Below are 24,985 nucleotides of genomic sequence, written 5' to 3' on the forward strand. Positions count from 1 at the left end.
GTCGAGGGCGACGACGCGGGTCTCCCCCTCCCCGTAGACCTTGTTCAGACCGGTGGCGCGGGCGGCCGCCCGGCCGGTACGGACGGCGGTTGCGGGCATCGTCACGGGGGGACTCCTGGGGACGGGAACGGATGATCTTCTTCCGTTCAATCCTCCCAATCGGTTCGGGCGCGATGTGTCGGTCGCGGGGACGGTGACCCCCCGCCGTCCCGGCGGGTCGGCGGGGGTCCTTCTCATCCTCAGGTATGACATCCGCCCCTGAGAGGGGTCGCGGCGTCCGCCCCGGCCGCTACTCGACCGCGACGCCCCAGTGCACCGCCAGCCCGGCCAGGCCGCCGGTCACCGCGGTGCCGGACGGCGTGAACTGCCAGGACCCGCCGGTCCGCCGGAACGAGCCCAGCAGCATCGCGCTGTCCGGCATTCCGCCGGTGGCGGCCGTCCAGCTCTCCGGCCCGGCGGCGCCCGGCCCGTACGCCGCCGTCAGGGCGAGGCCGTGCACATAGCCGAGCGGCACCGCGGGCGGCTCCTCCTCCTCGGTGGAGGCGGCGAGCACCACCTCGTCCACCCCCGGCGCCAGCCGGCCCAGCTCCAGGGTGACGCGGGCGGCCCGGGCCGGCTCGCCGGGCACCGACCGGGTGGGGTGCAGCCGGACGGCACCGTCCGGATCCTGCGGGTTGTTGAAGAAGACGAAGTGCTCGTCGCTGACCACCCGTCCGGAGGTGCAGAGGAACGCCGAGACGTCCAGCTCCACCGCGTCCCCGCCGGCGGTGCGGCTGCGCCAGGTCAGCTCCACGCTGGTCCGGTGGTCCGCCGCCACGCCGTCGGCCGGCTCGGCGGGGGCCGCCGCCCCGGCCGCGGCCGGCCCGCCGCCGTTGGTGCGGTCCCCGCCCAGCCGGCCGCGCAGCCCCTGCTCGGCCAGCAGCTCGACCAGCTCCGGCCCGCTCACCAGCGTCAGCGGCTTGTTGCGGATGTAGTCGTACGAGCCCGGCCCGAATCCGGCCGTGGTCACCAGGATGCCCTTGATCGCACCGTGGTGGCGCACGGTGGAATCGAGGTCCCGGACGGCGGTGGGGGAGACCGTCGACCGGTAGCGCTTGGCCTGGATGACGATCCGTCCGCCGGTCACCGGGTCGAGGTCCTCGGCGACCACGTCCACCCCGGCGTCCCCGCTGCGGGCCGTGGTCATCACCCGGAAGCCGCGCAGCCGGAACAGTTCGGCGATCAGCTCCTCGAACTCGATCGGGTCCATCTCGAAGAGGTCCGGCTCGTCCTCGCCGCCCTGCCCGGCCAGACTGCCGCCGACCGTCTCCGGCAGGCGGTCCGGCCGCACCTCGTCCAGCCGCTCCGGGCGCGCCGACAGGGTGCCGCCGAGCCCCTGGAAGCACTCCACGGCCGCCACCCGGTCCAGCGCCAGCGCCGCGAACTCCGCCCGGGACACCGTCACCGTCGACAGGAACCGCTCCGCCTCCCGGCCGGTGGCCGGGTCGATGCCCCGGACGAAGCCGTTCAGCACCACCGAGTCCAGCAGCCCGTCCCGGTCCGCCCGGAACAGCTCCGCCACCACCCGCAGCGCGCTCTGTGCCAGCACCTCCCGGTACAGCGCCTTGCGCTCGGTGGCCGGCCGGGCCACCTCCGCCTCCCGGTCGTCCGTCTTGACGTAGCGCACCCGCGAACTCGCCGGGACGATGTCCGGGCCCGGCAGCTCCCAGTTCACCACCAGCTGGCGGGTCGACACCTCCCAGGCCGCCACGAGACGGTGCGGGAACCCCTCCGGCCAGGCCGCCGAGGCGTACAGCCCGGCGGTGAAGTACTCCTGCACGGCCTCCGCCTCGCCGGAGCGCAGCCGCCGCAGCAGCTCCTCCGTCCGGGCGGCGCGGTCCTCGTCCTGCCGGCGGTGCTGGGCGACCCAGTCCAGGTACTGCTGGTGGTAGTCGGCCAGCCTCCGCTGCCGGTCCGCCTCGGCCGCCTGCGCCGCGTACCAGTCCTGCTCGAACCGGGCCCGGGCCTGCGCCACGTACTGCTCGTACTGCCGCCAGACCCCGGGGTTGCGGGCCTGGACCTGGTCCGGCGGCGGCACCTGGTAGTGCGCCTGGTCCGGCATCGGCACCGGCTCGCCGAGCCGGCCCGGCTCGAACGGCGGCTGCGCCTGCGGCGCCAGCAGCGCCTGCGGGCTGAACGCGGGCTGCCGCAGACCGGCGGGCAGCAGCCCGCGCAACTCCTCGACCCGGGCGTCCAGTTCGGCCGTCCGCCGGGCCACCTCCGCCTCCCGCGTCTGCTGGTACGCCCGCAGCGCCTCACGCTCGCCCCGGGTCGCCGCCCGCTGGGCCTCGCGCGACTCGCGCTCGCGCCGCCGCTGCTCGGCCGTCTGGGCGCGCCACTGGGCCTCCTCCCGGCGCTGCTGCTGCCGCTGCGCCTCCGCCCAGACCGCCAGCACCCCGTTGTTCCGCCGCCCCGCCACCGTCCACCCCTTCGTTCCGCACCCGGCCCCGGCGCGCCGCCTCCCGGCCGCGCCACCACCGCGCCCGCCACAATAGAACGTGGACGGGCGAACCGCCCAAGCGCCCACGGCCTGCGGCGGCCTCCGCGGGCGGGGGCGCCGTCACCGACCTCCGTGGTCAGTGCACCTACCGCCCCGCGGACGGTACTTCCGCGTACCAGCGCCAGTCGGTGCGACGCGGGCGCCCGGGCGTCCCGGCCCGGCCGGTGGCCCAGAGCAGCGTCTGCCAGGGGTCGGCGCCCTGGCCGAGGGGGACGTCCGGGAAGAGCCGGGCCAGGGTGCGCCGGCAGGGGCCGGCCGGGGGCTGCCAGGGCAGACCGAGGCCCTGGGTGACGTCGTGCACGTGGACCAGCGTCTCCACCAGGCTCATCGCCGTGAACCCGGCCGGGTCCGAGACGCCCCACGGGTGGTACGCGCGGGTCCCGGGCGCGGCGGTGCGGGCCATCGCGACCATCAGCGCACCGCTCGCCTCCAGCACCTGGAGCAGTCCGGCCGGGCCCGCGTCGCGCTCGGCGTGGACGAAGCCGTTCGGCGCGCCGGGGGCGTGGCGCACCGTCAGGAACGGCACGTAGCGGTCGAGCGGCGGGGCCCCCGGCCCGAGCTGGGCCGCGTAGGAGAGCAGATCGTCGGCCAGGTGCTCGACGGTGGCCCAGCAGTCCCACGCCAGCGCTCCGGCGGGCCGGGACCAGTCGGCGTCCTCGGGAGCGCCGCGCAGCGCGGCCGTGGCGAGGCGCAGGGTGAGCGCCAGGTCGTCGGCGGTGACGGGCCCGGGGGCCTCCGGGGCGGTTTCTTCGATCATGGCGGGACGGTACCAACGGCCGGCCGGGCCGCCGAGCGGATTTCCGGGGTGCGTGAACGGCCTGCTCACCGGCCCCGACGGCGGGGCGTCGCCCCGGTGGCGCCCGCTGTCCCGACGGCCGCCCGGCGGGACTGTCCGGGGCAGCGGGTAACCTCGCTGTTTCGTACGGGAGGACGAGCGTGAACCCACAGCAGCGGCCGGAGCGGCCCACCGGCTGGATCTCCACCGGCCTGCACTGGAAGGACGGCCGGCCGGTGCTCAGCGCCGTCAACGGCGGCCGGGTGCACGAACGCGCCGCCGCGCCCGGCACCGAGGTCGGCTGGCTGCTCACCGGGCCGCGCCGCTGCACCGGCGCGTGGATCGCCGGCATGCCCGAGCGCACCCCCTGCCCCCACCGGGCCACCATCGACCCGGACGGCGGCGCCGTCCAGTGCGCCGCCTGCCAGAGCGTCGACCGCGGCCTCGCCCTCGCCCGGGACCAGATCCTCGACGACGGCCGCACCTACCTGCTCTACCTCGCCTGGTTCGGCGACGGCCTGCTGAAGGTCGGTCTCACGGCCGAGCAGCGCGGCACCAGCCGGCTGCTCGAACAGGGCGCCCTGGCCTACATCTTCGCCGCCCGGGGCGGCCTGCCCGCCGTCCGGCGTGCCGAACTGACCGTGGCCGCCGCGGGCCTGGCCCGGGAGCGCTTCACCAGCCGGGTCAAGCTCGACCACTGGTGGCGGCACGGCGACGCGGACGGGCGCCGGGCGATCCTGGCCGACGCCCGGGGCCAGGCCCACCGGCTGCTCCACGGCCACGCGGTGGAGCTCCTGCCCGCCCGCCCGGTCACCGACCACATCGACCTGTTCGGCCTGGCCGAAGGCGCCCCCGCCGCCTACCGGCAGGTCACCGGGCTCGCCTCCGGCGCCGTCGTCGCGGGCACGCTGCGGCCGCCCATCGGCCGTCACCTCTTCCTCGACCCGCCGGAGGCCCAGGAGATCCAGGGGACCCAGGGGCGCCCGGAGACCCCGGGGGGAGCGGTGGACGCCGCCGACAGTACGCCGTTGCTGCTGGACACCCGGCTGCTCACCGGGTGGACCCTCACCCCGGTGACCGGGCGCCGGCCCGAGGGCCTGGCCCTGCGTACCCGGGTGCGGCCGAGGGAGGAGGACGCCCAGGAGGCGCTCTTCTGACCCGCCCCGGCCCCCGCGCGGAGAGCCCCCACGCCGAGGGCGAGGGCCCCGCTCAGAGCAGCTTGCTGCGTACCCCGCCCGGGCCGGACCGCGCCCGGCGGGAAAGCGGCGGCCGCGAGGGCCGGACATCCGGCCGGGCGGGCTCGGCGCTCTCCGGGGGGCACACCGCGCGGGTGGCGACCGAGGCCCGCGCGGCGGCGAGCGCCAGCCGCGCCAGCAGCCGGTCCTCGCCGACCCCCGCCGCCCGCTTCGCCTCCTGGCAGCGCGAGCACCAGAGCGGGGACGCGGGCCCGTCCGGATACGTCATGCTCTCGGGCGGCAGGTAATGGCCGCCGCACTCGACGCACTCGAAGACCAGCCTCATCCGACGATCACCGTTCCGGATCCGTGGCACCGGCCGCACGGCGACCAGAAGGTGTGGATCTCCGGCACCATGTTCCTCTCCTCGTCCAGCCCGACCGTGGCCTCGGTCTTCTCGGTCCCTCCGGACCCGCCACACCCGGAACAGGACTGAACCTCGGGCATATGCAACCCTCCGTAGCGCGGGAACCACCGTAGCGCGAATTCCGGGTGTGCAGCACCGGCGCTGACGAAGCACCACTCCTGCGGGGCGCGTGCGACCGTCCGGCGTGCGCCCCCATATCTACTGCGCACTCCGTGCACGTCCCGCGCGCGCCCCGGTGCCCCGCGCGCCTCAGCGGGTCGGGACGCCGTCGGCCACCGTCCGGAAGCCGCAGTTGCCGCTGGTGGAGTCCGGGGTGTTGCCGGTCCGCGCGGCCACCCGGTAGCGGTTGCAGTACGAGTCGTGGCACAGGTAGGAGCCGCCGCGCAGCACCCGCCGCCCCCGCCCGTCCCGGTCCTCCCGCGGTCCGCGCGGGTCGTACCGGGGCGAACGGGTGTACCAGTCGGGGTCGAAGCGGTCGGCGCACCACTCCCAGACGTTCCCGGCCACGTCGTACAGACCGAAGTCGTTGGGCGGGTAGTCGCCCACCGGCGAGGTGGCGTACCAGCCGTCCTCGCCGCTGGGGAGATCCGGGAACCGGCCCTGCCAGATCCGGCAGCGGTGCGCGCCGTCCGGGCGCAGTTCGTCGCCCCACGGGTAGCGCAGCCCGGGGTGCGGGCCGCGGGCGGCGTACTCCCACTCGGCCTCGGTGGGCAGCCGGCGCCCGGCCCAGCGGCAGTACGCCAGCGCGTCGTGGTGGCTGATGTGCACCACCGGGTGGTCGGCCAGGTCGGCGGTGTCGCTGAGCGGGCCGTACGGGTGCCGCCAGTCGGCGCCGCGCACCTCGGTCCACCAGGGCGCGGCGGGGGAGCGGCCGAGGACGTCGGCCGGTTCGGCGACGACGAACAGGTGGAAGACGGCCGAGGAGCCGGCCCGTTCGGCGTCGGTGCGGTGGCCGGTGGCCTCGGCGAAGGCGGCGAACATCGCCGTGGTGACGGGCGTCGCGTCGATCGCGAACGGCGGCAGCTCCACGGTGTGCACCGGCGTCTCGCCGTCCGCCGGGTAGCCCTCGCCGAACGCGTCGCCCATCGCGAAGGCGCCGCCGGGCAGTTCGATCTGCCGGTGCCCGGGCCGCAGTGCGGCGGGTGACGGCGGGGGCTCCGGCGGCCGGACGGGGCCGGCCGGCCGGTCCGGCAGACAGCACGCCTTCCTCGGCGGGGGTTGACTCATGGCCTCAAGCTATAGCATTTTTCACCTAGGTGACTATTCATCTAGGTGGGCGGAGCCGTCCGTCCGCCGGACGACGGAAGAGAGCGACCCGCCCGTGAAGTTCGACCATGTCCTGCTGGGCCTGCTGGCCCTCCATCCGCGCAGCGGCTGGGACCTGCGCCACTGGCTGGCGAGCGAGGGCCGCTTCGTCCGCTCCAACGTCCACCAGAGCCAGATCTACCGGCTGCTCAACCGGATGAACGAGAAGGGCTGGGTCGAGTTCGAGGTCGACCCGCGCGACGGCCGCCCGGACGCCAAGGTCTACCGCCTCACCGAGGCCGGCCGGGCCGAGCTGCTGGCCGAGGCCCGCTCGCCCTACCGGCCGACCAGCCGGTTCCAGGACCCGGACTTCATGACCCGGTTCTTCTTCGCCGGGATGCTCGCCCCCGACGTCCTGCCCGGCCTGATCGACACCGAACTCGCCTACCGCCGCCACCAGGTCGCCACCTCGCGCGGCCGCGACCGCGGCATCGCCTTCCCCGAGGGCACCCCGGAGGCCGACGCCTACCGGATCCGCCTGATCCGCGAGCTCTCCCACCAGTACGGCACCTCCGCCGTCGACGCCTGGATCGACTGGCTGGAGCGCACCCGAAGGCTGCTCCAGGACGCCCAGAACGCCCAGGGCGCCGCCGGCACCCCGCTGAACCCCGTCCGCACGTCCGCGGCCCCGCCGCCCACCGAAGGAGACGACACCCGGTGAAAGCCGTCATGGTCATGTTCGACAGCCTCAACCGGCGGTTCCTGCCGCCCTACGGCTGCGACTGGACCCTCGCCCCGAACTTCAGCCGGCTCGCCGAGCGCGCCGCCACCTTCGACAACTGCTACGGCGGCAGCATGCCCTGCATGCCCGCCCGCCGCGAGATGCACACCGGGCGCTACAACTTCCTGCACCGCTCCTGGGGCCCGCTGGAGCCCTTCGACGACTCCGTCCCCGACCTGCTCGGCCGCTCCGGCGTCTACACCCACCTGGTCACCGACCACCAGCACTACTGGGAGGACGGCGGCGCCACCTACCACAACCGCTACGACAGCTACGAGTTCTTCCGCGGCCAGGAGGGCGACAAGTGGAAGGGCCACGTCGCCGACCCGGACATCCCCGAGACGCTGTCCTGGCGCGACGGCCCGATGTGGCGCCAGGACTGGGTCAACCGCCAGTACCTGGCCGACCTCGCCGACCACCCCCAGACCCGCACCTTCGACGCCGGGCTGGAGTTCATCGCCACCAACCGCGACGCCGACCGCTGGTTCCTGCAGATCGAGTGCTTCGACCCGCACGAGCCGTTCTACTCCTACGAGCAGCACAAGAAGCACTACCCGCACGACTGGGACGGCCCGCACTTCGACTGGCCGGACTACAAGCGCGTCACCGAGACCCCCGAGGCGGTCGAGCACGCCCGCAACGAGTACGCCGCGCTGCTCACCATGTGCGACGACTCCCTCGGCCGGGTCCTCGACGCCTTCGACGAGCACGGTCTCTGGGACGACACCCTGCTGATCGTCTGCACCGACCACGGGCTGCTGCTCGGCGAGCGCGGCTGGTGGGGCAAGAACATCCAGCCCTGGTACGACGAGAACATCCACACCCCGCTGTTCATCTGGGACCCGCGCACCCGCGCCACCGGCCGCCGGGCCGCCCTCGTCCAGACCATCGACCTCGGCCCCACCCTGCTGGAGTTCTTCGGCGTCCACCGCACCCCCGACATGCAGGGCCGGCCGCTCGCCGACACCGTCGCCCACGACACCCCCGTCCGGCCGCACGGCCTGTTCGGCGTCTTCGGGGGCCACGTCAGCGTCACCGACGGCCGCTACGTCTACATGCGGGCCTGCAAGGACCCGTCGAACCGGCCGCTCCACGAGCACACCCTGATGCCCACCCACATGCGCGGCCACTTCAGCCCGCAGGAGCTGGCCGCCGCCACCCTCGAACCGCCGCTGCCCTTCACCAAGGGCGTCCCCGTGCTCCGGCTGCCCGCCCAGTCCTTCGGCAACCCGTACGCCTTCGGCACCCTGCTGTTCGACCTCGACACCGACCCCGGGCAGGAGAACCCGCTGGTCGACGACGAACTCGAACTCCGGCTGGCAGCCCTGCTCACCCAGGCCCTGCGGGACAGCGACGCCCCGGCGGACCAGTTCGAACGCCTCGGGCTGCCCGCCGAGGGGCCGGTCACCGCAGAGCACCTGCTCGCCCGCGCCCAGCAGCCGCAGGCCCGCGCCGCCGCCGAACCCCTGCCCGACCCGGCCGAGTTCCCCGAGACCCCGCTCTCCGTCCACACCCCGCTGCGCGTCCTGCTCCAGGACGACCGGGCGCGCGCCGCCGTCCTCGACCAGCTGCCGATGCTCGCCGCCCCCGGCCTCCGGGCGATGCTCGGCGCGCTGAGCCCGCTGCGCCTGGCGGCCATGGGCCCCTCCGTCCGCCCCGCCCAGCTGCGCCTCCTCGCGGACGCCCTCGCCGTCCTGCCCGCCGTCCCGCCCGCCGACGGGAGCGCTGACGGGGCCGCTGACGGGACCGCCGACGGGGCCGCCCGGGGCTGAGCACGCCGAGGGCCCCCGCCACCCGGTGGCGAGGGCCCTCGGCCGGCCGGTCAGCCCGTCGCGCTGCGGAGGAACTCGCGGTTCATCGCCGCGATGCTGGGCAGCGGGATGCCCTTCGGGCAGGCGGTGGCGCACTCGCCGGTGTTGGTGCAGCCGCCGAAGCCCTCGGCGTCCATCGCGGCGACCATGGACCGCACCCGGGACTTCCGCTCGGGCGCGCCCTGCGGCAGGACGTTGAGGTGGACGACCTTGGCGGAGGTGAAGAGCATCGCCGAGCCGTTGGGGCAGGCGGCGACACAGGCGCCGCAGCCGATGCACTCGGCGTGTTCGAAGGCCGTGTCGGCGGCCGCCTTGGGCACGGGGGTGGCGTGGGCGTCGGGGGCGCTGCCGGTGGGGGCGGTGATGTAGCCGCCGGAGCCGATGATGCGGTCGAACGCCGAGCGGTCCACCACGAGGTCCCTGACCACCGGGAAGGCGGAGGCCCGCCACGGCTCGATGTCGATGGTGTCGCCGTCGGTGAAGTGCCGCATGTGGAGCTGGCAGGTGGTGGTCCGCTCGGGGCCGTGGGCCTGGCCGTTGATGACCATGCCGCAGGCGCCGCAGATGCCCTCGCGGCAGTCGTGGTCGAAGGCCACCGGGGTGTCGCCCCGGGTGATCAGCTCCTCGTTGAGGGTGTCGAGCATCTCCAGGAAGGACATGTCGGGACTGATCCCGCTGACCTGGTAGGTGGTCATCGAGCCCGGTGCCTCCGGGCCCGCCTGGCGCCAGATGCGCAGGGTGAGGTTCACGCGTAGCTCCGCTGGGTGGGGTGGACGTGCTCGAAGTCGAGGTGTTCGCGGTGCAGGACGGGGGCCGTGCCGGTGCCGGTGAACTCCCAGGCGGCGGCGTAGGAGAACTCCTCGTCGCGGCGGGCCGCCTCGCCGTCCTCGGTCTGGCTCTCGACCCGGAAGTGACCGCCGCAGGACTCCGCGCGGTGCAGGGCGTCCAGGCACATCAGCTCGGCCAGCTCGAAGTAGTCGACCAGGCGGTTGGCCTTCTCCAGCGACTGGTTGAGCTCCTGCCCGGTGCCGGGGACCTTGATCCGACGCCAGAACTCCTCGCGCAGCAGCGGGATCCGGGCGAGGGCGCGGCGCAGGCCGGCCTCGTCGCGGGCCATCCCGCACTCGTCCCAGAGGAGTTCGCCCAGTTCGCGGTGGAAGGAGTCGGGCGTCCGGTCGCCGTCCACCGCCAGGATCAGGTTCAGGCGGTCCGTCACATCGGCCTCGGCCGCGGCGATTTCCGGGTGGTCGTCCGGAACGGCCGGCAGCGGGTTGCGGGCGAGGTAGTCGTTGACGGTCGGCGGGAGGACGAAGTAGCCGTCCGCGAGCCCCTGCATCAGCGCGCTGGCGCCGAGCCGGTTGGCGCCGTGGTCGGAGAAGTTGGCCTCGCCGACCGCGAACAGGCCGGGGACGGTGGTCTGCAGGTCGTAGTCGACCCAGAGCCCGCCCATGGTGTAGTGGATCGCGGGGTAGATCCGCATCGGCACCCGGTACGGGTCCTCGGCGGTGATCCGCTCGTACATCTCGAACAGGTTGCCGTACTTGGCGGCCACGGCGTCCCGGCCCAGCCGGCGGATGGCGTCACCGAAGTCCAGGTAGACGCCCTGCCCGCCGGGGCCGACACCGCGGCCCTCGTCGCAGACGTTCTTGGCGGCCCGGGAGGCGATGTCGCGCGGGACGAGGTTGCCGAACGACGGGTAGATCCGCTCCAGGTAGTAGTCGCGCTCGGCCTCGGGGATCTCGGCCGGCGGCCGGGTGTCGCCCTTGGCCGAGGGCACCCAGATCCGGCCGTCGTTGCGCAGCGACTCGCTCATCAGGGTCAGCTTCGACTGGTGCTCGCCGGAGCGCGGGATGCAGGTGGGGTGGATTTGGGTGAAGCACGGGTTGGCGAAGTAGGCGCCGCGCCGGTGGGCCCGCCAGACGGCCGTGGCGTTGGAGTTCTTGGCGTTGGTGGAGAGGTAGAAGACGTTGCCGTAGCCGCCGCTGGCCAGCACCACCGCGTCGGCGGTGTAGGTCGAGACCGCGCCGGTCACCAGGTCCCGGGCGACGATGCCGCGCGCCCGTCCGTCGATCACCAGCAGGTCGAGCATCTCGGTGCGCGGGTGCATCTCGACGTTCCCGGCCGCGATCTGGCGCGACAGCGCCTGGTAGGCGCCGAGCAGCAGCTGCTGGCCGGTCTGGCCGCGGGCGTAGAAGGTGCGGGACACCTGGACGCCGCCGAAGGAGCGGGTGTCCAGCAGGCCGCCGTACTCGCGGGCGAACGGGACGCCCTGGGCCACGCACTGGTCGATGATCTCCACCGACACCTGGGCGAGCCGGTGCACGTTGGACTCGCGGGCGCGGAAGTCGCCGCCCTTGACGGTGTCGTAGAAGAGCCGGCGGATCGAGTCGCCGTCGTTGCGGTAGTTCTTGGCGGCGTTGATGCCGCCCTGGGCGGCGATCGAGTGGGCCCGTCGGGGGGAGTCCTGGAAGCAGAACTGCACCACGTGGTAGCCCTGTTCGGCGAGGGTGGCACCGGCCGCGCCGCCGGCCAGGCCGGTGCCGACCACGATCACGGTGTGCTTGCGCCGGTTGGCCGGGTTGACCAGCTTGGCGTCGAACCGCCGCTGGTCCCAGCGCTGTTCGATCGGCCCGGCGGGGGCCCTGGTGTCGGCGATCGGCTCGCCGACGCGGTAGTCGCTGTAGGCGCTCAACTCACCACTCCGGTCATCACGGCCACGGGGACGGACAGGAAGCCGACGGTCAGCACCAGGGCCAGGCCGTTGGCGGTCAGCTTCAACGCCCGGTCCCGGCGGGCGTTGTTGGCACCGAGGCTCTGCGCGGCGCTCCAGAAGCCGTGCCGGATGTGCAGACCGACGGCCAGCATCGCGACGACGTAGATCACGCAGCTGTACCAGTTCGAGAAGGAGGCCACGATGTTCTGGTACGGGTGGCCGTGCTCGGCGGCCGGGTTCACGGTGAGCGTGGTGAGGTCCAGGATGTGCCAGACGATGAACAGCGCCAGGATCACCCCGCCCCAGCGCATCGTGCGGGTCGCGTAACTGGCCCGCCGCCGCTGGTGCACGTACTTGCTCGGCCGGGCCGCGAGGTCGCGCCGGCTGAGCTGGTACGCGGCCACGCCGTGCAGCAGGACGGCGGCGAGCAGGCCGGCCCGGGCGATCCAGAGGAACCACTCGTGGCCGAGGAAGGGCTGGCCGAGGGTGCGCAGCCACGCCGCGTAGCCGTTGATGTCGTCCGGGCCGAAGAAGACCTTGAGGTTGCCCAGCATGTGTGCGACCAGGTACAGCAGCATGACCAGTCCGCTGACGGCCATGACCGCCTTCTTGCCGACGGTCGACCGCCAGAGGGTCGCCAGGGTGGACGGATGCCGGCCCGTCCGAGTCGCGGTTGTCATGGCGACAACGGTAGGGACGGCCGGGTGGGTGCGTCCAAGACATGATGCGGCTCGCGACGATAGCCGGTGCCTATCGAGTGTGCCTATCCTGGCCGGGTGCAGCTCCAGCAACTCCGCTACTTCCTCGCCGTCGCCGAGACCCGCCACTTCACCCGGGCGGCCGAGGCGGCCCATGTCGCCCAGCCCTCGCTCTCGCAGCAGATCCGCGCACTGGAGCGGGAGCTGGGTGCCGAACTGTTCCATCGCACCCGCGGCAACATCGCCCTCACCGACGCCGGCGACGCGCTGCTGCCACTCGCCCGGCGCATCCTCGCGGACACCGAGAGCGCCCGGCTGGCCGTCCAGGAGACGGTGCAGCTGCGCCGCGGCCGGGTCCGGCTGGGGGCGCCGCCGAGCCTCTGCACCAGCCTGGTGCCGGATGTCCTGCGGCTCTTCCGGGACCGCTACCCGGGGGTGGCACTGGTGGTCCGGGAGGGCGGCTCGCGGGACCTGGTCCGGACCCTGGCGGCGGGGGAACTGGACGTCGCGTTGATCATCACACCGCCGAGCGGTGAGGCGGCGCCCGCGCTGGCGGTCACCGAGCTGCTGCACGAGGAGCTGGTGCTGGTCTCCGCCGAAGCCGAAGCCGAAGCCGAAGCCGAAGCCGGGCCGCGCCGCCGGGCGCGGGTGGCGGAGCTGCGCGGGCGGCCGCTGGTGATGTTCCGCGAGGGCTACGACCTCCGGGAGGCGACGCTGGCGGCCTGCCGGGAGGCCGGGTTCGAGCCGGAGTTCGCGGTGGAGGGCGGCGAGATGGACGCGGTGCTCGGCTTCGTCCGGGCGGGGCTGGGGCCCGCCGTGCTGCCGGGCATGGTCGCGGCCCGCTCGGGGCTCGTCGTCACCCCGTTCGCCGGCCCGGGCCTCGGGCGGACCATCGCCGTCGCGCACGGCCACGAGGTCCCGCTGACCAGGGCGGCGGCCGCCCTGCGCGAGACACTGCTCTCCCATCTGCGCGGCGCGGCCCGCGACGGTGAGCTGCCGCCGGGGACTCGGCTGCTGCTGGGGCCGTGACAGGCGAGGGGCCCGGGACCACCGCGTGGTCCCGGGCCCCTCGCCCCGCCGTCGGACGGGCCGTTCGACGGGCCGTCAGGCCGGCAGCACGGCCTCGATCGCGGCGGTCACCTCGTCCGACTCCGGCTCGGTGCGCGGCCGGATCCGGGCGGCGACGGTGCCGTCCGGCGCGATGACGAACTTCTCGAAGTTCCAGGTGATGTCCCCGGCCTGGCCCTCGGCGTCGGCGCTCCGGGTCAGCTCGGCGTAGAGCGGGTGGCGGTCCTCACCGTTGACGTCGGTCTTCTCGAACAGCGGGAAGGTGACGCCGTAGGTGGTGGAGCAGAAGGTCCGGATCTCCCCGGCGCTGCCCGGCTCCTGACCGGCGAACTGGTTGGACGGGAAGCCCAGCACGGTGAAACCGCGCCCGGCGTACCGCTCCTGGAGCCGCTCCAGGCCCGCGTACTGCGGCGTCAGACCGCACTTGGAGGCGACGTTGACGATCAGCAGGGCCTTGCCCCGGTAGTCGCCCAGCGAGGCGGCCTCGCCGGACAGCGTGCGCAGCGGGATGTCGTACAGGCTCACGTAGGTCCCCTTCGGGATGGTCGGGTGTCGGGACGGGACTCGTCTCGGTACGGTAGCCGCCCCCGAGGCCGTCGCCCACGACCGGGTGGGCCCGGTCCGGGCGGTGTCCTGCCCGGTGGCCCGGTGACCACGGGCCACCGGGCAGGGCGCCCGGCGGTCCCGGCGCCGCCGTCAGCGGTGCCGCAGGTAGGCGGTGGCCGTCGCGCGCAGCCGCTCGTGCAGGCCGTCGTACGCGTGGGCGCGGCCCAGCAGGGACTTGGGCAGCTTGGCGGCCATCGTGTAGTTGGTGTCGCAGACGTTGGCCGCCGGGGCCAGCCCGGCCTGGCTGACCAGCTGGTAGGCGTCCAGCTCGTCCAGGCCCAGCAGGGCGCGCGTCCAGCCGACCAGGTCGTGCTGGCTGATCCGGAAGGCGTCCTCCAGCGGCCGCGCCGAGCCGGTGGAGATCAGGTACCGGTCGTTCTCCAGCCGGGGCCAGGCCGGTCCGCCGCCCTTGACCAGGTCGATCACCACCGTGGTGCGCATCGCCGTCTCCACCGCCGTCCCGCACACCTCGCCCTCGCCCTGGCGGGCGTGGCCGTCGCCGAGGGCCAGCAGTCCGCCGGGCACGTTGACGCCGAAGTAGGCGGTGGTGCCGGCCCGCATCTCCGGGGTGTCGAGGTTGCCGCCGTGCGCGCCCGGGGTGATCGACATCAGGGTCTCGCCGGCCGCCGGGGCGACGCCCACCGTGCCGTGCATCGGGTCCAGCGGCAGCTCGGCGGTGAAGTCGCTGTTCCGGGCCCGGAACCGGCAGACCCCGGCCGCCGTGTCCAGCTCGTAGATCCAGACCCGTTCCTCCAGCGGCGGGTGCAGCAGCGCGGTGGTGTGGGTGCCGGTCAGCGCGCCGAAGTGCGGGAAGGTGCTGGAGACGCCCCAGTCCCGGGCGGGGGTGATCTCCACGAAGTGCACCGCGAGGGTGTCGCCCGGTTCGGCGCCGGCCACCGCGATCGGGCCGGTCACGGGGTTCAGGTAGGGGAAGTCGCAGACCTGGCTGGGCAGGTCGCCGAAGCCGCGTACCCGCCCGCCGAAGCAGTCCTCGGTGGTGAGTTCGACGACGGTGCCGGGCTGGACGGTCACCAGCGGCGCACGGCCGCCGAAGGTGTACGCGTACTCCTCCGGGCCGGGCGTGAGGGAGACGATGTCGGGCAGGTTCACTGGTTCTCCTTCGGGAGGGGGCCGGCGGCGGTCCTGGGAGTGGTATCGGCATCGGCGCCGGTGCCCGGGTCGGCGACCGCCAGACGCGGGCGGCGTCCGGTGGCGACCAGCCCGGTCAGCACCAGCAGGCCGAGCGCCAGCCAGACGAAGCCCAGCCGCTGGGCGGCGATGTCGGCGTTGACGACCACGTACGCCAGGATCACGAAGCCGATGGCCGGGGCGACGAGGTGGCGCCAGTAGTCGCGGCTGCGCGAGCGGATCAGGTAGTGCACCACCACCGACACGTGCAGCACCAGGAAGGTGGTCAGCGCCCCGAAGTTCACCAGGGTGCTGAGCAGTGTGATGCCGTCCTCGCGGGAGGCCGTGTAGAGGCCGAGCAGCAGCGAGACCCCGGCGGTCAGCAGGGTGGCGTTGACCGGGACGCGGTGGCGCGGGTGGACCTTGGCGAGGAAGGCGGGCAACTGCCGGTCGCGGGCCATCGCGTACAGCAGCCGCGAGGTGGCCGCCTGGGCCACCAGGGAGTTGGCGAAGCCCCAGGCGACGGCGGTGGCGGCGGCCGTCAGGGTGGCGAGCCAGCCGCCGGCGGCGGTGCGGGCCGCGTCGTAGAAGGCGGTGCCGTTCGGGTCGCCCTGGCCGATCAGTGCCTCCGGGTCTGGCACCAGGAGGGAGGCGATCCAGGTCTGGGCGATGAACAGCGACCCGGCCAGCAGCAGTGCGGCGATCATCGAGCGGCCGATCGCGCGGGCGGAGTCCCGGTTCTCCTCCGAGAGGGTGGAGATCCCGTCGAAGCCGAGGAAGCTCAGCACCGCGATCGACACCGCCCCGAACACCAGGCTCCAGGAGAAGGTGTGCGGGTTGTACAGCGGGGTGAGGTCGAAGCCCCGGCCCTTGCCGGAGGCGAGGGCGGCCAGGCCGACGGCGATGAAGACGGCCAGCACCACCAGTTCGCCGATCAGCATCGCCTTGTTGACCCGGGCGGTCATCTCGACGCCCAGGTAGTTGACGGCGGTGTTGAGCAGCACGAAGCCGACCAGCCAGAGCCAGACCGGCACCGCGGGCACCAGCGAGTTCATCGCCACGCCGGCGATCAGGTAGAGCAGGCCGGGCACCAGCACGTAGTCCAGCAGGATCATCCACCCGGACAGGAACCCGATCGGCGCCGCGATGCCCCGGCCCGCGTAGGTGTACACCGAGCCTGCCATCGGGAAGGCCCGCGACATCTGCGCGTACGAGAGGGCGGTGAACATCATCGCCACCATCCCGAGCACGTAGGCCAGGGCGACCATGCCGCCCGAGCCCTGGAAGACGCTGCCGAAGATGCCGAACGGGGCGATCGGCACCATGAACACCAGACCGTAGACCAGCAGGTCGGTGAAGCGGAGTGAGCGGCGCAGCTCCTGTCGGTAGCCGTAGTTCTCGATGTTCTGGGGCGCGGGTGCTTCGGACATGGGGGCTCTCTCCCGTGACGACCCTGGGGTGGTGGGGGAGAGAGTAGAGGCAGTTATTTCCAAATGGAAGAGTTTCGGCCCGGGTGAGGTGCCGGGCGTGGCGCCGGGCGGGCGGGCGCCCCCCGGGCCGCCGGACCCGCCGGGGCCTCCGCGGACGCCCGTCAGGACAGCACGGTGAAGCCCAGCCCCTCCGCCCGCGCCAGGTGCACCCGCTCCCGCGTCGGGCCCAGCGGTGCCCGTGCCCAGGCCCGCCGGGTCGCCGCGTCCTCCCCGTGCAGCAGCCGCAGCGCCGCCCCCGCGAGCCCGTCCGGCACCAGCTCGCCGCGCGCCGCGAGCGCCGCCAGCAGGTGCAGTCCGTCGTAGAGGCCCACCGCGTACGCGTCCAGCACCGGCGCGTACGGTCCGAACACCGCCCGGTGCTGCTCCGCCAGCCGCAGCCGCCGCTCCTCCGTGAGGTTCGCGAACGACGGCATCGACGCGTACAGCGTCCCGGTGTCGTCGCCGCCGTACGCCAGCAGGCTGTTCTCCTCCAGCGCGCCGGAGAGCCGCACCAGCCGGCGGTCCAGGCCGCTGCGGCGCAGCGCCCGGTTGAACCGCACCAGGTCCCGGCCGATCAGGCTCAGCAGCAGCGCGTCGGCCCGGGTGGCGCGGACCGCGTCGAGCAGTGGCTCCAGCGCCCGTTCCGTCGCCCCGAACGGCAGGTGACGCGCCAGCACCACCCGGGCCGGGGTGCGGGCGATCGCCGCCCCGGCCGCCCGGTGCACCGCGCGCGGCCAGATGTAGTCGTTGCCGACCAGCGCCCAGCGGCGAATCTGGTGACTGGTAGTCAACTGCTCGATGGTGGCGTGCAGTTGATGGTCCGGGGTGGCGCCGGTGCAGACCACCCCGGCCAGCCGGGTGCCGCCCTCGTGCGGCGGGGTGAACACGTACGCGGTCCGCCCGGCCGTCACCGTCTCCACAGCCCGGTGCACGTCGCTGGAGTGGCAGCCGGCCACCGCGTCCACCGCGCCCGCGGCCAGCAGCAGCGCCACTTCGCCCGCCACCGCGGCCGGCTCCGCCCCGCCGTCCACCAGCACCAGCTCCAGTGGCACCCCGCGTACCCCGCCGCCCGCGTTCACCTCGTGCGCGGCCAGCAGGGCACCGTCCAGCGCGGACGGGCCGGTCAGCCCGAGCGGCCCGGACTGCGGCACGACCAGGCCCACCCGAAGCGCCGGTGCCTCCCGGGGGGAGTGCAGCGCGTCGAGCGATTCGAACAACTTCACGTCGGCGCTCATCGCTTGCGAGTATGGTCATGGCAGCGATTCCGGCAAGCGGTGGGGAAAGAGGCAAGGCGATGACGACAGACACCTCCGCCGCCGCCGAGACCCTTTCCGCCGCTCCGGCCGGTCCTGCCGCCGGTGAGCCGCTGCTGATCGAACTCCTCACCGTCGCCCAGCGCCGTCTCGCCCGCGGCCTCGCCGCCCAGCTGGAGGCGGAGGGCTGCACCCTCGACCAGTGGCGGGTCATGCGCGCCCTCGCCGACGGCGACGGCCACTCCATGGGCGACCTCGCCCACGCCCTGCTCATCCCGCAGGCCAGCCTCAGCCGCGTGGTCGACGCCCTCGCCGACGCCGGCTGGGTCTACCGCCGCCAGGACGACCGCGACCGCCGCCGCATCACCGCCCACCTCTCCCGCCGCGGCCACACCCGGCTCACCCGCCTCGACGCGCTCGCCGCCGCCCACGACGCCGCCGTCCGCACCGCCTGCGGCTCCGCCGACCCGGGGCCCCTGCTGCGCCACCTCACCGGCGCCTGAGCGGTCACGGCCGCCCCGGGACCGACCCGGGCGCCCTCTCCGGGAGTCCTCGTGCGGACAAGCCCTACCGGTGTTCCACCGGTGGCGTGCCACTCCCGTCCAGGCGCGCGGCGACGGCGGCGAAGTCGGCGCTGTACCAGTGCTCGGGGCGCATCCGGATGGCTATGTCGGCGGTCAGCTGCTCGGTGGTGGCGGCCAGGTAGGCGCGGGCGGTGGCGGGCGGCATGTAGCGGTGGGCCAGGGCGGCGCGCTCGGCGGGATCGAGCCGGTCCTCGATCTCCACCACCGGGCCCTCCACGCTGACGTAGCGGCACGGCGGCTCCTCCTGCTGGGCACAGAGCGCGAACCGGCCGGCGGCCCTGATCCGGCGGGCCTTGGCGGAGTGGCGGCCGGTGAGGATGGTGAGTACGCCACCGGGTCGGTAGGAGTACCAGATCGGGACGGCGAGGACGCCCCGGTCCGGTTCGATGCCCTCGTCGGCGATGGCGAGGACGCCCACGTGGACGGCGGCCAGAAAGCTCTCGCGCTCGGTGGCGCTCATGCTGAAGGACATGGCGTGGGCCTCCCGGGGTGCGGAAGCCCCGCGCGCAGCGGGCGCGCGCGGGCGGCTCCTGCTACGTACCCGCACAGTCGCCGCCCCGAACGCGTACCCCGAACTCCGGCCTGACCCGGAAGCCGATGCCGAAGTTCCGCCGCGCCCGGTGGGTCGGGCCCAGGCGCGGTGTGTCGACCGGCACGTGCACAGGCGGGATCCGGTGCCGCGCGCCGGCGATCCGGGTGGGGCCGGTGCGGGGCGGCTCGGTGCGGGCTCTGTTCGTGCACCTGTCCGGCCGCCGAACTGGCGTGCCCAGCCGGAGGTCCGATCCGGGCCGGAAAGCGCGTCCGGTGTGTGGCGGGCGTGAAGGGACGGTGTGCGAGGTTGGCCCGCTCCGGCTTCCTGGGTACCGTCGGTGGCACGCCGGGCCTGTCATGGTTGCCATGTTCAACTTGGGCTTCTCCCAAGGGTGTTGCCGCATGCGAGGCAGGAGCCTCACACGCGGCGGGACCGGGGGAACCGCCCCGGGGTTGCGGCAGGGGGGATGGGGGTCGGCCCGGGGGCGGGGGAAGCCCCGGCCGTCGTGTCCCGTTCAGGACCAGCGCGCCCGGTACGCCCTTACCCGATCGAGGGACGCCCTCCCCTGACCGCAGCCGACCCGACTCGACCCGACACGACGCCCACCGCCGCCACCCGGCCCGCCCGGTCGGCCGCCGCACCGATGTCGTCTCCGCCGTCCGGTCCACCACCGCGCCCCCTGGTCCGCCACGCCGCGACCAGCAGCAGCGCGCCCGCAGCGGCGGGCGCGCGGAAGGAACGTACCCATGACCCGCCACGCCTGCTGTCTCCCTGCCCGCCCCACCCCCGGCCTCGCCCGCACCGCCCGCCTTCGGGCGGTGGCCCGGTGAGCGCGCTGCCCCGCCGGCCCAAGAGCCCGCCGGGCCGCCCCCGCAAGAACGCCCCGCCGGGCAGCGCCCGCCCCCGCCGCTCGCTGCGCCACCGCACCCCCGTCCGCGCGCTGCGGGCCGTCCCCTGGCGGTACGACCTGCCTGCCTCGCTGGTGGTCTTCCTGGTCGCCCTGCCGCTCTGCGTCGGCGTCGCGGTGGCCTCCGGCGTCCCGGCCGAACTCGGGCTGGTCACCGGGATCGTCGGCGGCCTGGTGGTCGGCGCGCTGCCCGGCAGCAGCCTCCAGGTCAGCGGACCGGCCGCCGGGCTGACCGTCCTGGTCTACGAGGCGGTCAGGGAGTACGGCGCCGGTGCGCTCGGTGTGCTGGTGCTCGCCACCGGGCTGCTCCAACTGGCCATGGGCGCCTTACGCCTGGGCCGCTGGTTCCGCGCCATGTCCGCCTCCGTGGTGCACGGCATGCTGGCCGGCATCGGCCTGACCCTGCTCTTCGGCCAGCTGTACGCGCTCGCCGACCGCAGGGCGCCCGCGACCGGGCCCGAGAAGATCGCCGGCCTGCCCGCGCTGCTGCGCGACGCCGTCACCGGCGCGGCCACCCCGAGCGCGGTCGCCCTCGGCGTGGCGACCCTGCTGGTCCTGTCCTTCTGGAAGTACCTGCCGGCCCGGGTGGCCCAGGCCGTGCCGGCGCCGCTGGCCGCCGTCGGCCTCGCCGCCGCCGTCACGGCCGCCGCCGACCTGCCGGTGGCCCGGGTCCGGGTCTCCGGCCTGCTCGACGTGGTCCATCTGCCGGAGCGCGGGGCGCTCGGCGCACTGGCCGGCACGGCGGGCCTCGGCACCGTCCTCGCCTTCACCCTGATCGCCTCCGCCGAGACCCTGTTCAGCGCGGCCGCCGTCGACCGGATGCACCACGGCCCGCGCACCGACTACGACCGGGAGCTGACCGCCCAGGGCGTCGGCAACACGCTCTGCGGGCTGCTCGGCGCGCTCCCGATGACGGCGGTGATCGTGCGCAGCGCGGCCAACGTCCAGGCGGGCGCCCGGACCAAGGTCTCGCGCACCCTGCACGGGCTCTGGCTGCTGCTGTTCACCGCGTTCCTGCCCGGCGTGCTCGGCCTCGTCCCGCTGACGGCGCTGGCCGCCGTGCTGGTACACGCGGGTGCCAAGCTCGTCCCGGTCCGCCGGATCGTCGGGCTCTGCCGGGAGCACCGGGGGGAGGCGGTGGTCCTGGGGGTGACGGCGGTGGCGATCATCACCACGGATCTGTTCGAGGGGGTGCTGATCGGGATCGGCCTGGCGGTGGTCAAGTCGGCCTGGCAGACCTCCCACCTGCAGATCGGCGTCGAGGACCTGCCCGGGGGGCCCGGGGAGGAACCGGGGGAGCGCCCGTTGCGGGTGCGGCTGAGCGGCAATGCCACCTTCCTGCGGCTGCCCCGGCTGCTGGACACGCTGGAGAAGCTGCCGGCGGACCGCCCGGTCGAACTCGACTGGTCGGGGCTGCGCCATCTCGACCACGCCTGTGCGGTGGCGCTCGCCGCCTGGGCCGCGCAGCACCGGGCGCGCAGCTCCGCGCCGCTGGCGGTGGAGCCGCCGTTGCCCACCGTGGTCTGACGGGCGGCGACGGAGCCGAGCCGGCCGCCCTTCGGAAGATCCGTCGGGCGGCCGGGGCGGTTGGGCGTTCGTCGGTCCGGTTCGGTTCCGCCCGGTTCGGTTTCGACCGGGCGGGTTTCAGCCTGGCCGGCCGGTCAGCCGGTCAGCCGGTCAGCCGGTCGGCGTCGGCTGCGAGCCGTGCCGGGTGCGATCGGTCCCTTCCCCGGCTCGGGCTCCCCGGCCGCCGACCCGTCGGGGCAGCAGGCGGTCCAGCGCGAACGGACCCGGGCCGAGCACGGCGATCGCGAGGAACGCCCAGCAGAACATCACCGAGGCCTCGCCGCCGTTCTGGATCGGGAGCAGGGCGTGCTCCTGGTGGACGGTGAAGTAGGCGTAGGCCATGGAGCCGGAGCAGAGCAGCGCGGCGGCCCTGGTGCCGAGACCGGCCAGGACCAGTCCGCCACCGACGAGTTGGATCAGCGCGGCCCACCAGCCGGGCCACTGGCCGGCCGGGACGGAGCCGCCGCCCTTGACACCGCCGAGCACGCCGAACAGCGAGGCGGCTCCGTGGCAGGCGAAGAGCAGTCCGACGACGATCCGGAAGGCCGTCAGAACGAGGGGTCGGGCGGTGTCCACCGCGTGTCGGGGGTGTACTGACATGGGGAAGCGCCTCCTGTGGGGGGAGGAGGAATGGTGGAGCAAAGCTAGCGGTGGTCTAGTCCATTTGACAATGTGTCGTCAATTAACTGTTGCTTATGCCGGGTTGTCGCGAGCCCGGGGCGGATCGGGGTCCGAAGCGGTGCGCCGGGGCGCGCCGGTGGGTGCCGGGGAGCGTCGGATCGCGCGGGGCGCGAAGAGCGGTGAGTGGCTGCGGCCTTTCTTGACCGATCGATCTAGATAGGGATAGCGTTCAGGCATGGCGCGTACCAAGGAATTCGACCCCGACGCGGTGCTCCAGTCGGCTCTTGAGCTGTTCTGGCGGCGCGGCTACGAGGCCACCTCGATGGCCGACCTGGTCGAGGAGCTCGGGATCGCCCGTGCCAGCATCTACGCCACCTTCGGCAGCAAGTGCGAGCTCTATCTGCGCGCGCTGGAGCGCTACGGCGAGCAGAACGAGCCGGTGCTGCTGGCCGAGCTGTCCCAGCCCGGGCCGGTGCTGCCGGCCGTCCGCGCGCTGGTCCGCCGCTATGCGCGGGAGGCCGCCGAGGACGATCTCAGGCGCGGCTGTTTCGTCACCAACACGGCGGTCGAACTCGCCCCGCACGAACCGGCCGCGGCTCGCCGGGTGGAGGCGAGCCTCGGCCACCTGGAGACGGTGCTCGCCGCCGCCCTGGTTCGCGCGCAGGCGCAGGGGGAGCTGCCCGGCGGCCGTGATCCGCGGGCGCTGGCGCGGATGCTGCTGGTGCTGATGCAGGGCATGCGCGTGATCGGCAAGGTCGGCGACGGCGCGGCCCGGCTGCACGACGCGGCCGAGCTGGCGCTGGCGCTGCTGGACTGAGGGTTTCGCGGTGCCGGCCGGGGTGTGCCCGGTCGGCGTCCCGTCGCCGGTCCTCTTCGTGGACCGGCCATTTTTCTGGCTCAATACTGGACCGAACGATCAATATATCTGGGGTCTGTGCGACCTCCTGGGCGGGCGTCGCCGCCGTTCCCGGATCCGCATCCGCCCCTTCCCCAGGGTTGCCAAGGAGCACTTCTCATGACCACGCGATTCGCCGACCAGTCCGTCCTCGTCACCGGTGGCGGCAGCGGCATCGGCCGCGCCATCGCCCTCGCCTTCGCCCGGGAGGGCGCCCGGGTCGCCGTCGCGGGCCGCACCGGGAGCTCGCTCGTTGAGACGGTCGGCCTGGTCGAGCGGGAGGGCGGCAAGGCCGTCGCCCTGGTCGCCGATGTGACGAACAGTCAGGACGCCGCCCGTCTGGTCCGGGAGACCGTCGAGCACTTCGGCGGTCTGGACGTCGCCGTCAACAACGCCGGGATCCTCGGTACCCCCGCACCCGTCGCGGACCTGGAGGAGGACGAATGGCGGCGCGTCCTGGACACCAACCTGACCGGCACCTGGCTCGCCATGAAGTACGAGATAGCCCACATGCGGGCCAACGGTGGCGGCGCCATCGTCAACATCGCCTCCAACCTCGGAGTTCACCTGCGGCTGCCCGGCCTCGGTGCCTACGCCGTCTCCAAGGCGGCCATCAGCACCCTCACCCGCAGTGCGGCCCGTGACCACATCGGCGACGGCGTGCGGATCAACTCGGTCAGCCCCGGCCCGGTCGAGACCGCCATGTCCACCCGCCCCGGCGAGGGCGCCGCCGAGAAGGCCGACCGGATGAAGGTCCAGGTCCCCGTCGGCCGCTCCGGCGCCGTCGAGGAGATCGCCGCCGCCGTCCTCCATCTCGCCTCCCCCGAGGCGGGCTTCACCGTCGGCGCCGACCTCGTCCTGGACGGCGGCATCACGGCCTGAGCCCTGAGCCCTGAGCCCTGAGCCCTGAGCCCTGAGCCCTGAGCCCCGGCCCCGAACGGCCCCGGACGGTCGAGTGGCGGCATCCGCCGCCGTCCGGCCGTCCGGCCGTGCTCTACGCGGACAGCGCCTGCGCGTCGTCGGTGAGGGCACAGGCGGCGGCGAGTTCGTCGAGGGAGAGGTCGAGGGCGAAGGCCAGGGCGGCGATGGTGAAGAAGGCGGGAGTGGGCGCGCGGCCCGTCTCGATCTTGCGCAGGGTCTCCGCGGAGACGCCGGCGGCCGCCGCGACCTCGACCATGCTGCGCTCGCCGCGCGCCTCGCGCAGCAGCGCGCCGAAGCGCTCGCCGCGCTCGCGCTCCCAGGGTGTCAGTGGAGTCCTCACCATGGCTTCGATAGTAGGGGGTGCGGCGGGGGAGGCGGAGCGAGGTGCTGGCGGGCCGGAGTGGGGAGGGCCGGGGAGCGTGATACAAATACCGGTATAAGAATTGGGTTGATGAGGGGAGTCGAAACCATGGTGGAGCTCAAGTCGGATCCGGCGCTCGCCGCGATGCGCGAGGCCGGGCGGGTGGTGGCCGACGCCCTGGCCGCCGTGGAGGGCGCGGCGGCGGTGGGCGTCAGCCTGCTGGAGCTGGACGAGGTGGCGCGCGGGGTGCTGCGCGACGCCGGGGCGACCTCGCCCTTCCTCGGGTACCGGCCGTCGTTCGCGCCGGTGCCGTTCCCCGCGGTGATCTGCGCCTCCGTCAACGACGCCGTGGTGCACGGAATCCCGGACGGCTACCGGTTGCGCGACGGCGACCTGGTCAGCATCGACTGCGGCGCGGTGCTGGACGGCTGGGCGGGCGACTCCGCCGTCAGCTTCAGCGTCGGCCTCCCGAGGCCGGGCGACCGGGAGCTGATCGACGCCACCCGGCGGGCACTGGAGGCCGGGATCGCCGCGGCCGTCGTCGGCAACCGGACCGGCGACATCGCGCACGCGATCGCCGGCGTCGCGCGCGGCGCCCGTTACGGCCTGCCGGAGGGCTTCGGCGGCCACGGGATCGGGCGGCGGATGCACGAGGACCCGCACGTGCCCAACGAGGGCCGCCCGGGCCGGGGTTACCCGCTCAGGCCCGGGCTGGTGCTCGCCATCGAGCCGATGCTCACGGCCGGCGGCCGGGACGACTACTGCACCGACCCGGACGGCTGGACGCTGCGCACCACCGACGGCAGCCGGGCCGCGCACATCGAGCACACCGTGGCGATCACCGAGGACGGCCCGCGCGTCCTGACCCTGCCGTAGGGCCGCCCCGGCGCCGGGAGCCCCGGTGCCGAGC

General features: G+C 74.2%; 23 protein-coding genes and 1 pseudogene. 9 read left to right on the top strand and 15 right to left on the bottom strand.

Annotated elements, in window-relative coordinates:
• The 3 genes and pseudogenes from ACIP82_RS10330 to ACIP82_RS10340 all read right to left on the bottom strand — a co-directional run.
• A pseudogene (locus ACIP82_RS10330) lies at positions 1-99 on the bottom strand (ABC transporter ATP-binding protein); the annotation flags it as partial.
• A gap of 190 nt (positions 100-289) precedes the next feature.
• The gene (locus ACIP82_RS10335) at positions 290-2,458 is read right to left on the bottom strand and encodes a restriction endonuclease (RefSeq protein ID WP_400652760.1); all 2,169 of its coding nucleotides are present in this window, start codon (positions 2,456-2,458) and stop codon (positions 290-292) included.
• Between the two features lie 166 nt (positions 2,459-2,624).
• Complete coding sequence (locus ACIP82_RS10340; protein ID WP_400652762.1) at positions 2,625-3,296, bottom strand: hypothetical protein; 672 nt, start codon at positions 3,294-3,296, stop codon at positions 2,625-2,627.
• 179 nt (positions 3,297-3,475) lie between these two features.
• Here ACIP82_RS10340 and ACIP82_RS10345 point away from each other — a divergent pair, with 179 nt between their 5' ends.
• Positions 3,476-4,471 carry a DUF2797 domain-containing protein gene (locus ACIP82_RS10345; protein ID WP_400652764.1) on the top strand — a complete coding sequence of 332 codons (996 nt, stop codon included), beginning with the start codon at positions 3,476-3,478 and terminating at the stop codon, positions 4,469-4,471.
• Positions 4,472-4,523: 52 nt separating this feature from the next.
• Here ACIP82_RS10345 and ACIP82_RS10350 read toward each other — a convergent pair whose 3' ends face one another.
• Both ACIP82_RS10350 and ACIP82_RS10355 read right to left on the bottom strand, forming a co-directional pair.
• The gene (locus ACIP82_RS10350; RefSeq protein ID WP_400652765.1) at positions 4,524-4,835 is read right to left on the bottom strand and encodes a hypothetical protein; all 312 of its coding nucleotides are present in this window, start codon (positions 4,833-4,835) and stop codon (positions 4,524-4,526) included.
• Positions 4,836-5,165: 330 nt separating this feature from the next.
• Positions 5,166-6,143: a formylglycine-generating enzyme family protein gene (locus tag ACIP82_RS10355; protein WP_400652766.1), complete on the bottom strand. Its 978-nt coding sequence runs from the start codon at positions 6,141-6,143 to the stop codon at positions 5,166-5,168.
• Between the two features lie 94 nt (positions 6,144-6,237).
• Between ACIP82_RS10355 and ACIP82_RS10360 the strand changes: the two genes are divergently transcribed.
• Positions 6,238-6,882, top strand: coding sequence for a PadR family transcriptional regulator (locus ACIP82_RS10360; protein WP_400652767.1), 645 nt, complete (start codon positions 6,238-6,240; stop codon positions 6,880-6,882).
• Positions 6,879-8,714, top strand: coding sequence for a sulfatase (locus tag ACIP82_RS10365; RefSeq protein ID WP_400652768.1), 1,836 nt, complete (start codon positions 6,879-6,881; stop codon positions 8,712-8,714). The genes ACIP82_RS10360 and ACIP82_RS10365 overlap by 4 nt, the downstream gene beginning before the upstream one ends.
• A gap of 50 nt (positions 8,715-8,764) precedes the next feature.
• On the opposite strand, the gene ACIP82_RS10370 is transcribed toward ACIP82_RS10365, so the two are convergent.
• The 3 genes from ACIP82_RS10370 to ACIP82_RS10380 are packed head-to-tail and all read right to left on the bottom strand — an operon-like array spanning position 8,765 to position 12,146.
• A complete protein-coding gene (locus tag ACIP82_RS10370) occupies positions 8,765-9,502 on the bottom strand; it encodes a succinate dehydrogenase/fumarate reductase iron-sulfur subunit (protein ID WP_363612680.1) in 738 nt (245 codons plus the stop codon).
• Positions 9,499-11,445 (bottom strand): fumarate reductase/succinate dehydrogenase flavoprotein subunit, encoded by a 1,947-nt coding sequence (locus ACIP82_RS10375; RefSeq protein ID WP_400652770.1) that lies wholly within the window; start codon positions 11,443-11,445, stop codon positions 9,499-9,501. The genes ACIP82_RS10370 and ACIP82_RS10375 overlap by 4 nt, the downstream gene beginning before the upstream one ends.
• Entirely contained in the window at positions 11,442-12,146 is a 705-nt protein-coding gene (locus ACIP82_RS10380; protein WP_400652772.1) for a succinate dehydrogenase cytochrome b subunit, read from the bottom strand. The genes ACIP82_RS10375 and ACIP82_RS10380 overlap by 4 nt, the downstream gene beginning before the upstream one ends.
• A gap of 96 nt (positions 12,147-12,242) precedes the next feature.
• Between ACIP82_RS10380 and ACIP82_RS10385 the strand changes: the two genes are divergently transcribed.
• Positions 12,243-13,193 (top strand): LysR family transcriptional regulator, encoded by a 951-nt coding sequence (locus ACIP82_RS10385; protein WP_400652773.1) that lies wholly within the window; start codon positions 12,243-12,245, stop codon positions 13,191-13,193.
• A gap of 75 nt (positions 13,194-13,268) precedes the next feature.
• Here the strand turns inward: ACIP82_RS10385 and ACIP82_RS10390 are convergent, their stop codons facing one another.
• From ACIP82_RS10390 to ACIP82_RS10405, 4 genes are all read right to left on the bottom strand, one after another.
• Positions 13,269-13,757, bottom strand: a complete 489-nt coding sequence (locus ACIP82_RS10390; protein WP_363612688.1) for a glutathione peroxidase — start codon at positions 13,755-13,757, stop codon at positions 13,269-13,271.
• Positions 13,758-13,928: 171 nt separating this feature from the next.
• Positions 13,929-14,948, bottom strand: coding sequence for an acetamidase/formamidase family protein (locus ACIP82_RS10395; RefSeq protein ID WP_400652775.1), 1,020 nt, complete (start codon positions 14,946-14,948; stop codon positions 13,929-13,931).
• Positions 14,945-16,396, bottom strand: a complete 1,452-nt coding sequence (locus ACIP82_RS10400) for an APC family permease (protein WP_400652777.1) — start codon at positions 16,394-16,396, stop codon at positions 14,945-14,947. Before ACIP82_RS10400 ends, ACIP82_RS10395 begins: the two co-directional genes overlap by 4 nt.
• A gap of 161 nt (positions 16,397-16,557) precedes the next feature.
• Positions 16,558-17,670, bottom strand: a complete 1,113-nt coding sequence (locus ACIP82_RS10405; RefSeq protein ID WP_400652779.1) for an ABC transporter substrate-binding protein — start codon at positions 17,668-17,670, stop codon at positions 16,558-16,560.
• A 59-nt stretch (positions 17,671-17,729) separates the two neighbouring features.
• On the opposite strand from ACIP82_RS10405, the gene ACIP82_RS10410 reads away from it, so the two are divergent.
• Positions 17,730-18,191, top strand: a complete 462-nt coding sequence (locus ACIP82_RS10410; protein WP_363612696.1) for a MarR family transcriptional regulator — start codon at positions 17,730-17,732, stop codon at positions 18,189-18,191.
• Positions 18,192-18,255: 64 nt separating this feature from the next.
• Here ACIP82_RS10410 and ACIP82_RS10415 read toward each other — a convergent pair whose 3' ends face one another.
• Entirely contained in the window at positions 18,256-18,744 is a 489-nt protein-coding gene (locus ACIP82_RS10415) for a pyridoxamine 5'-phosphate oxidase family protein (RefSeq protein ID WP_363612698.1), read from the bottom strand.
• A gap of 973 nt (positions 18,745-19,717) precedes the next feature.
• Here ACIP82_RS10415 and ACIP82_RS10420 point away from each other — a divergent pair.
• Complete coding sequence (locus tag ACIP82_RS10420; RefSeq protein ID WP_400653037.1) at positions 19,718-21,238, top strand: SulP family inorganic anion transporter; 1,521 nt, start codon at positions 19,718-19,720, stop codon at positions 21,236-21,238.
• Positions 21,239-21,388: 150 nt separating this feature from the next.
• Here ACIP82_RS10420 and ACIP82_RS10425 read toward each other — a convergent pair whose 3' ends face one another.
• Positions 21,389-21,877: a DoxX family protein gene (locus ACIP82_RS10425; protein ID WP_363612700.1), complete on the bottom strand. Its 489-nt coding sequence runs from the start codon at positions 21,875-21,877 to the stop codon at positions 21,389-21,391.
• 256 nt (positions 21,878-22,133) lie between these two features.
• On the opposite strand from ACIP82_RS10425, the gene ACIP82_RS10430 reads away from it, so the two are divergent.
• Positions 22,134-22,715 carry a TetR family transcriptional regulator C-terminal domain-containing protein gene (locus tag ACIP82_RS10430; RefSeq protein ID WP_363612702.1) on the top strand — a complete coding sequence of 194 codons (582 nt, stop codon included), beginning with the start codon at positions 22,134-22,136 and terminating at the stop codon, positions 22,713-22,715.
• A 198-nt stretch (positions 22,716-22,913) separates the two neighbouring features.
• The gene (locus ACIP82_RS10435; RefSeq protein WP_400652783.1) at positions 22,914-23,675 is read left to right on the top strand and encodes an SDR family NAD(P)-dependent oxidoreductase; all 762 of its coding nucleotides are present in this window, start codon (positions 22,914-22,916) and stop codon (positions 23,673-23,675) included.
• A 112-nt stretch (positions 23,676-23,787) separates the two neighbouring features.
• Here the strand turns inward: ACIP82_RS10435 and ACIP82_RS10440 are convergent, their stop codons facing one another.
• Positions 23,788-24,057 carry a helix-turn-helix domain-containing protein gene (locus ACIP82_RS10440; RefSeq protein WP_400652784.1) on the bottom strand — a complete coding sequence of 90 codons (270 nt, stop codon included), beginning with the start codon at positions 24,055-24,057 and terminating at the stop codon, positions 23,788-23,790.
• A gap of 126 nt (positions 24,058-24,183) precedes the next feature.
• Between ACIP82_RS10440 and map the strand changes: the two genes are divergently transcribed.
• Positions 24,184-24,951, top strand: coding sequence for a type I methionyl aminopeptidase (gene map, locus ACIP82_RS10445; RefSeq protein ID WP_400653039.1), 768 nt, complete (start codon positions 24,184-24,186; stop codon positions 24,949-24,951).
• The last annotated feature ends 34 nt before the right edge of the window (positions 24,952-24,985 follow it).

The sequence above is a fragment of the Kitasatospora sp. NPDC088548 genome (genome assembly GCF_044753005.1).
Lineage (GTDB): Bacteria > Actinomycetota > Actinomycetes > Streptomycetales > Streptomycetaceae > Kitasatospora.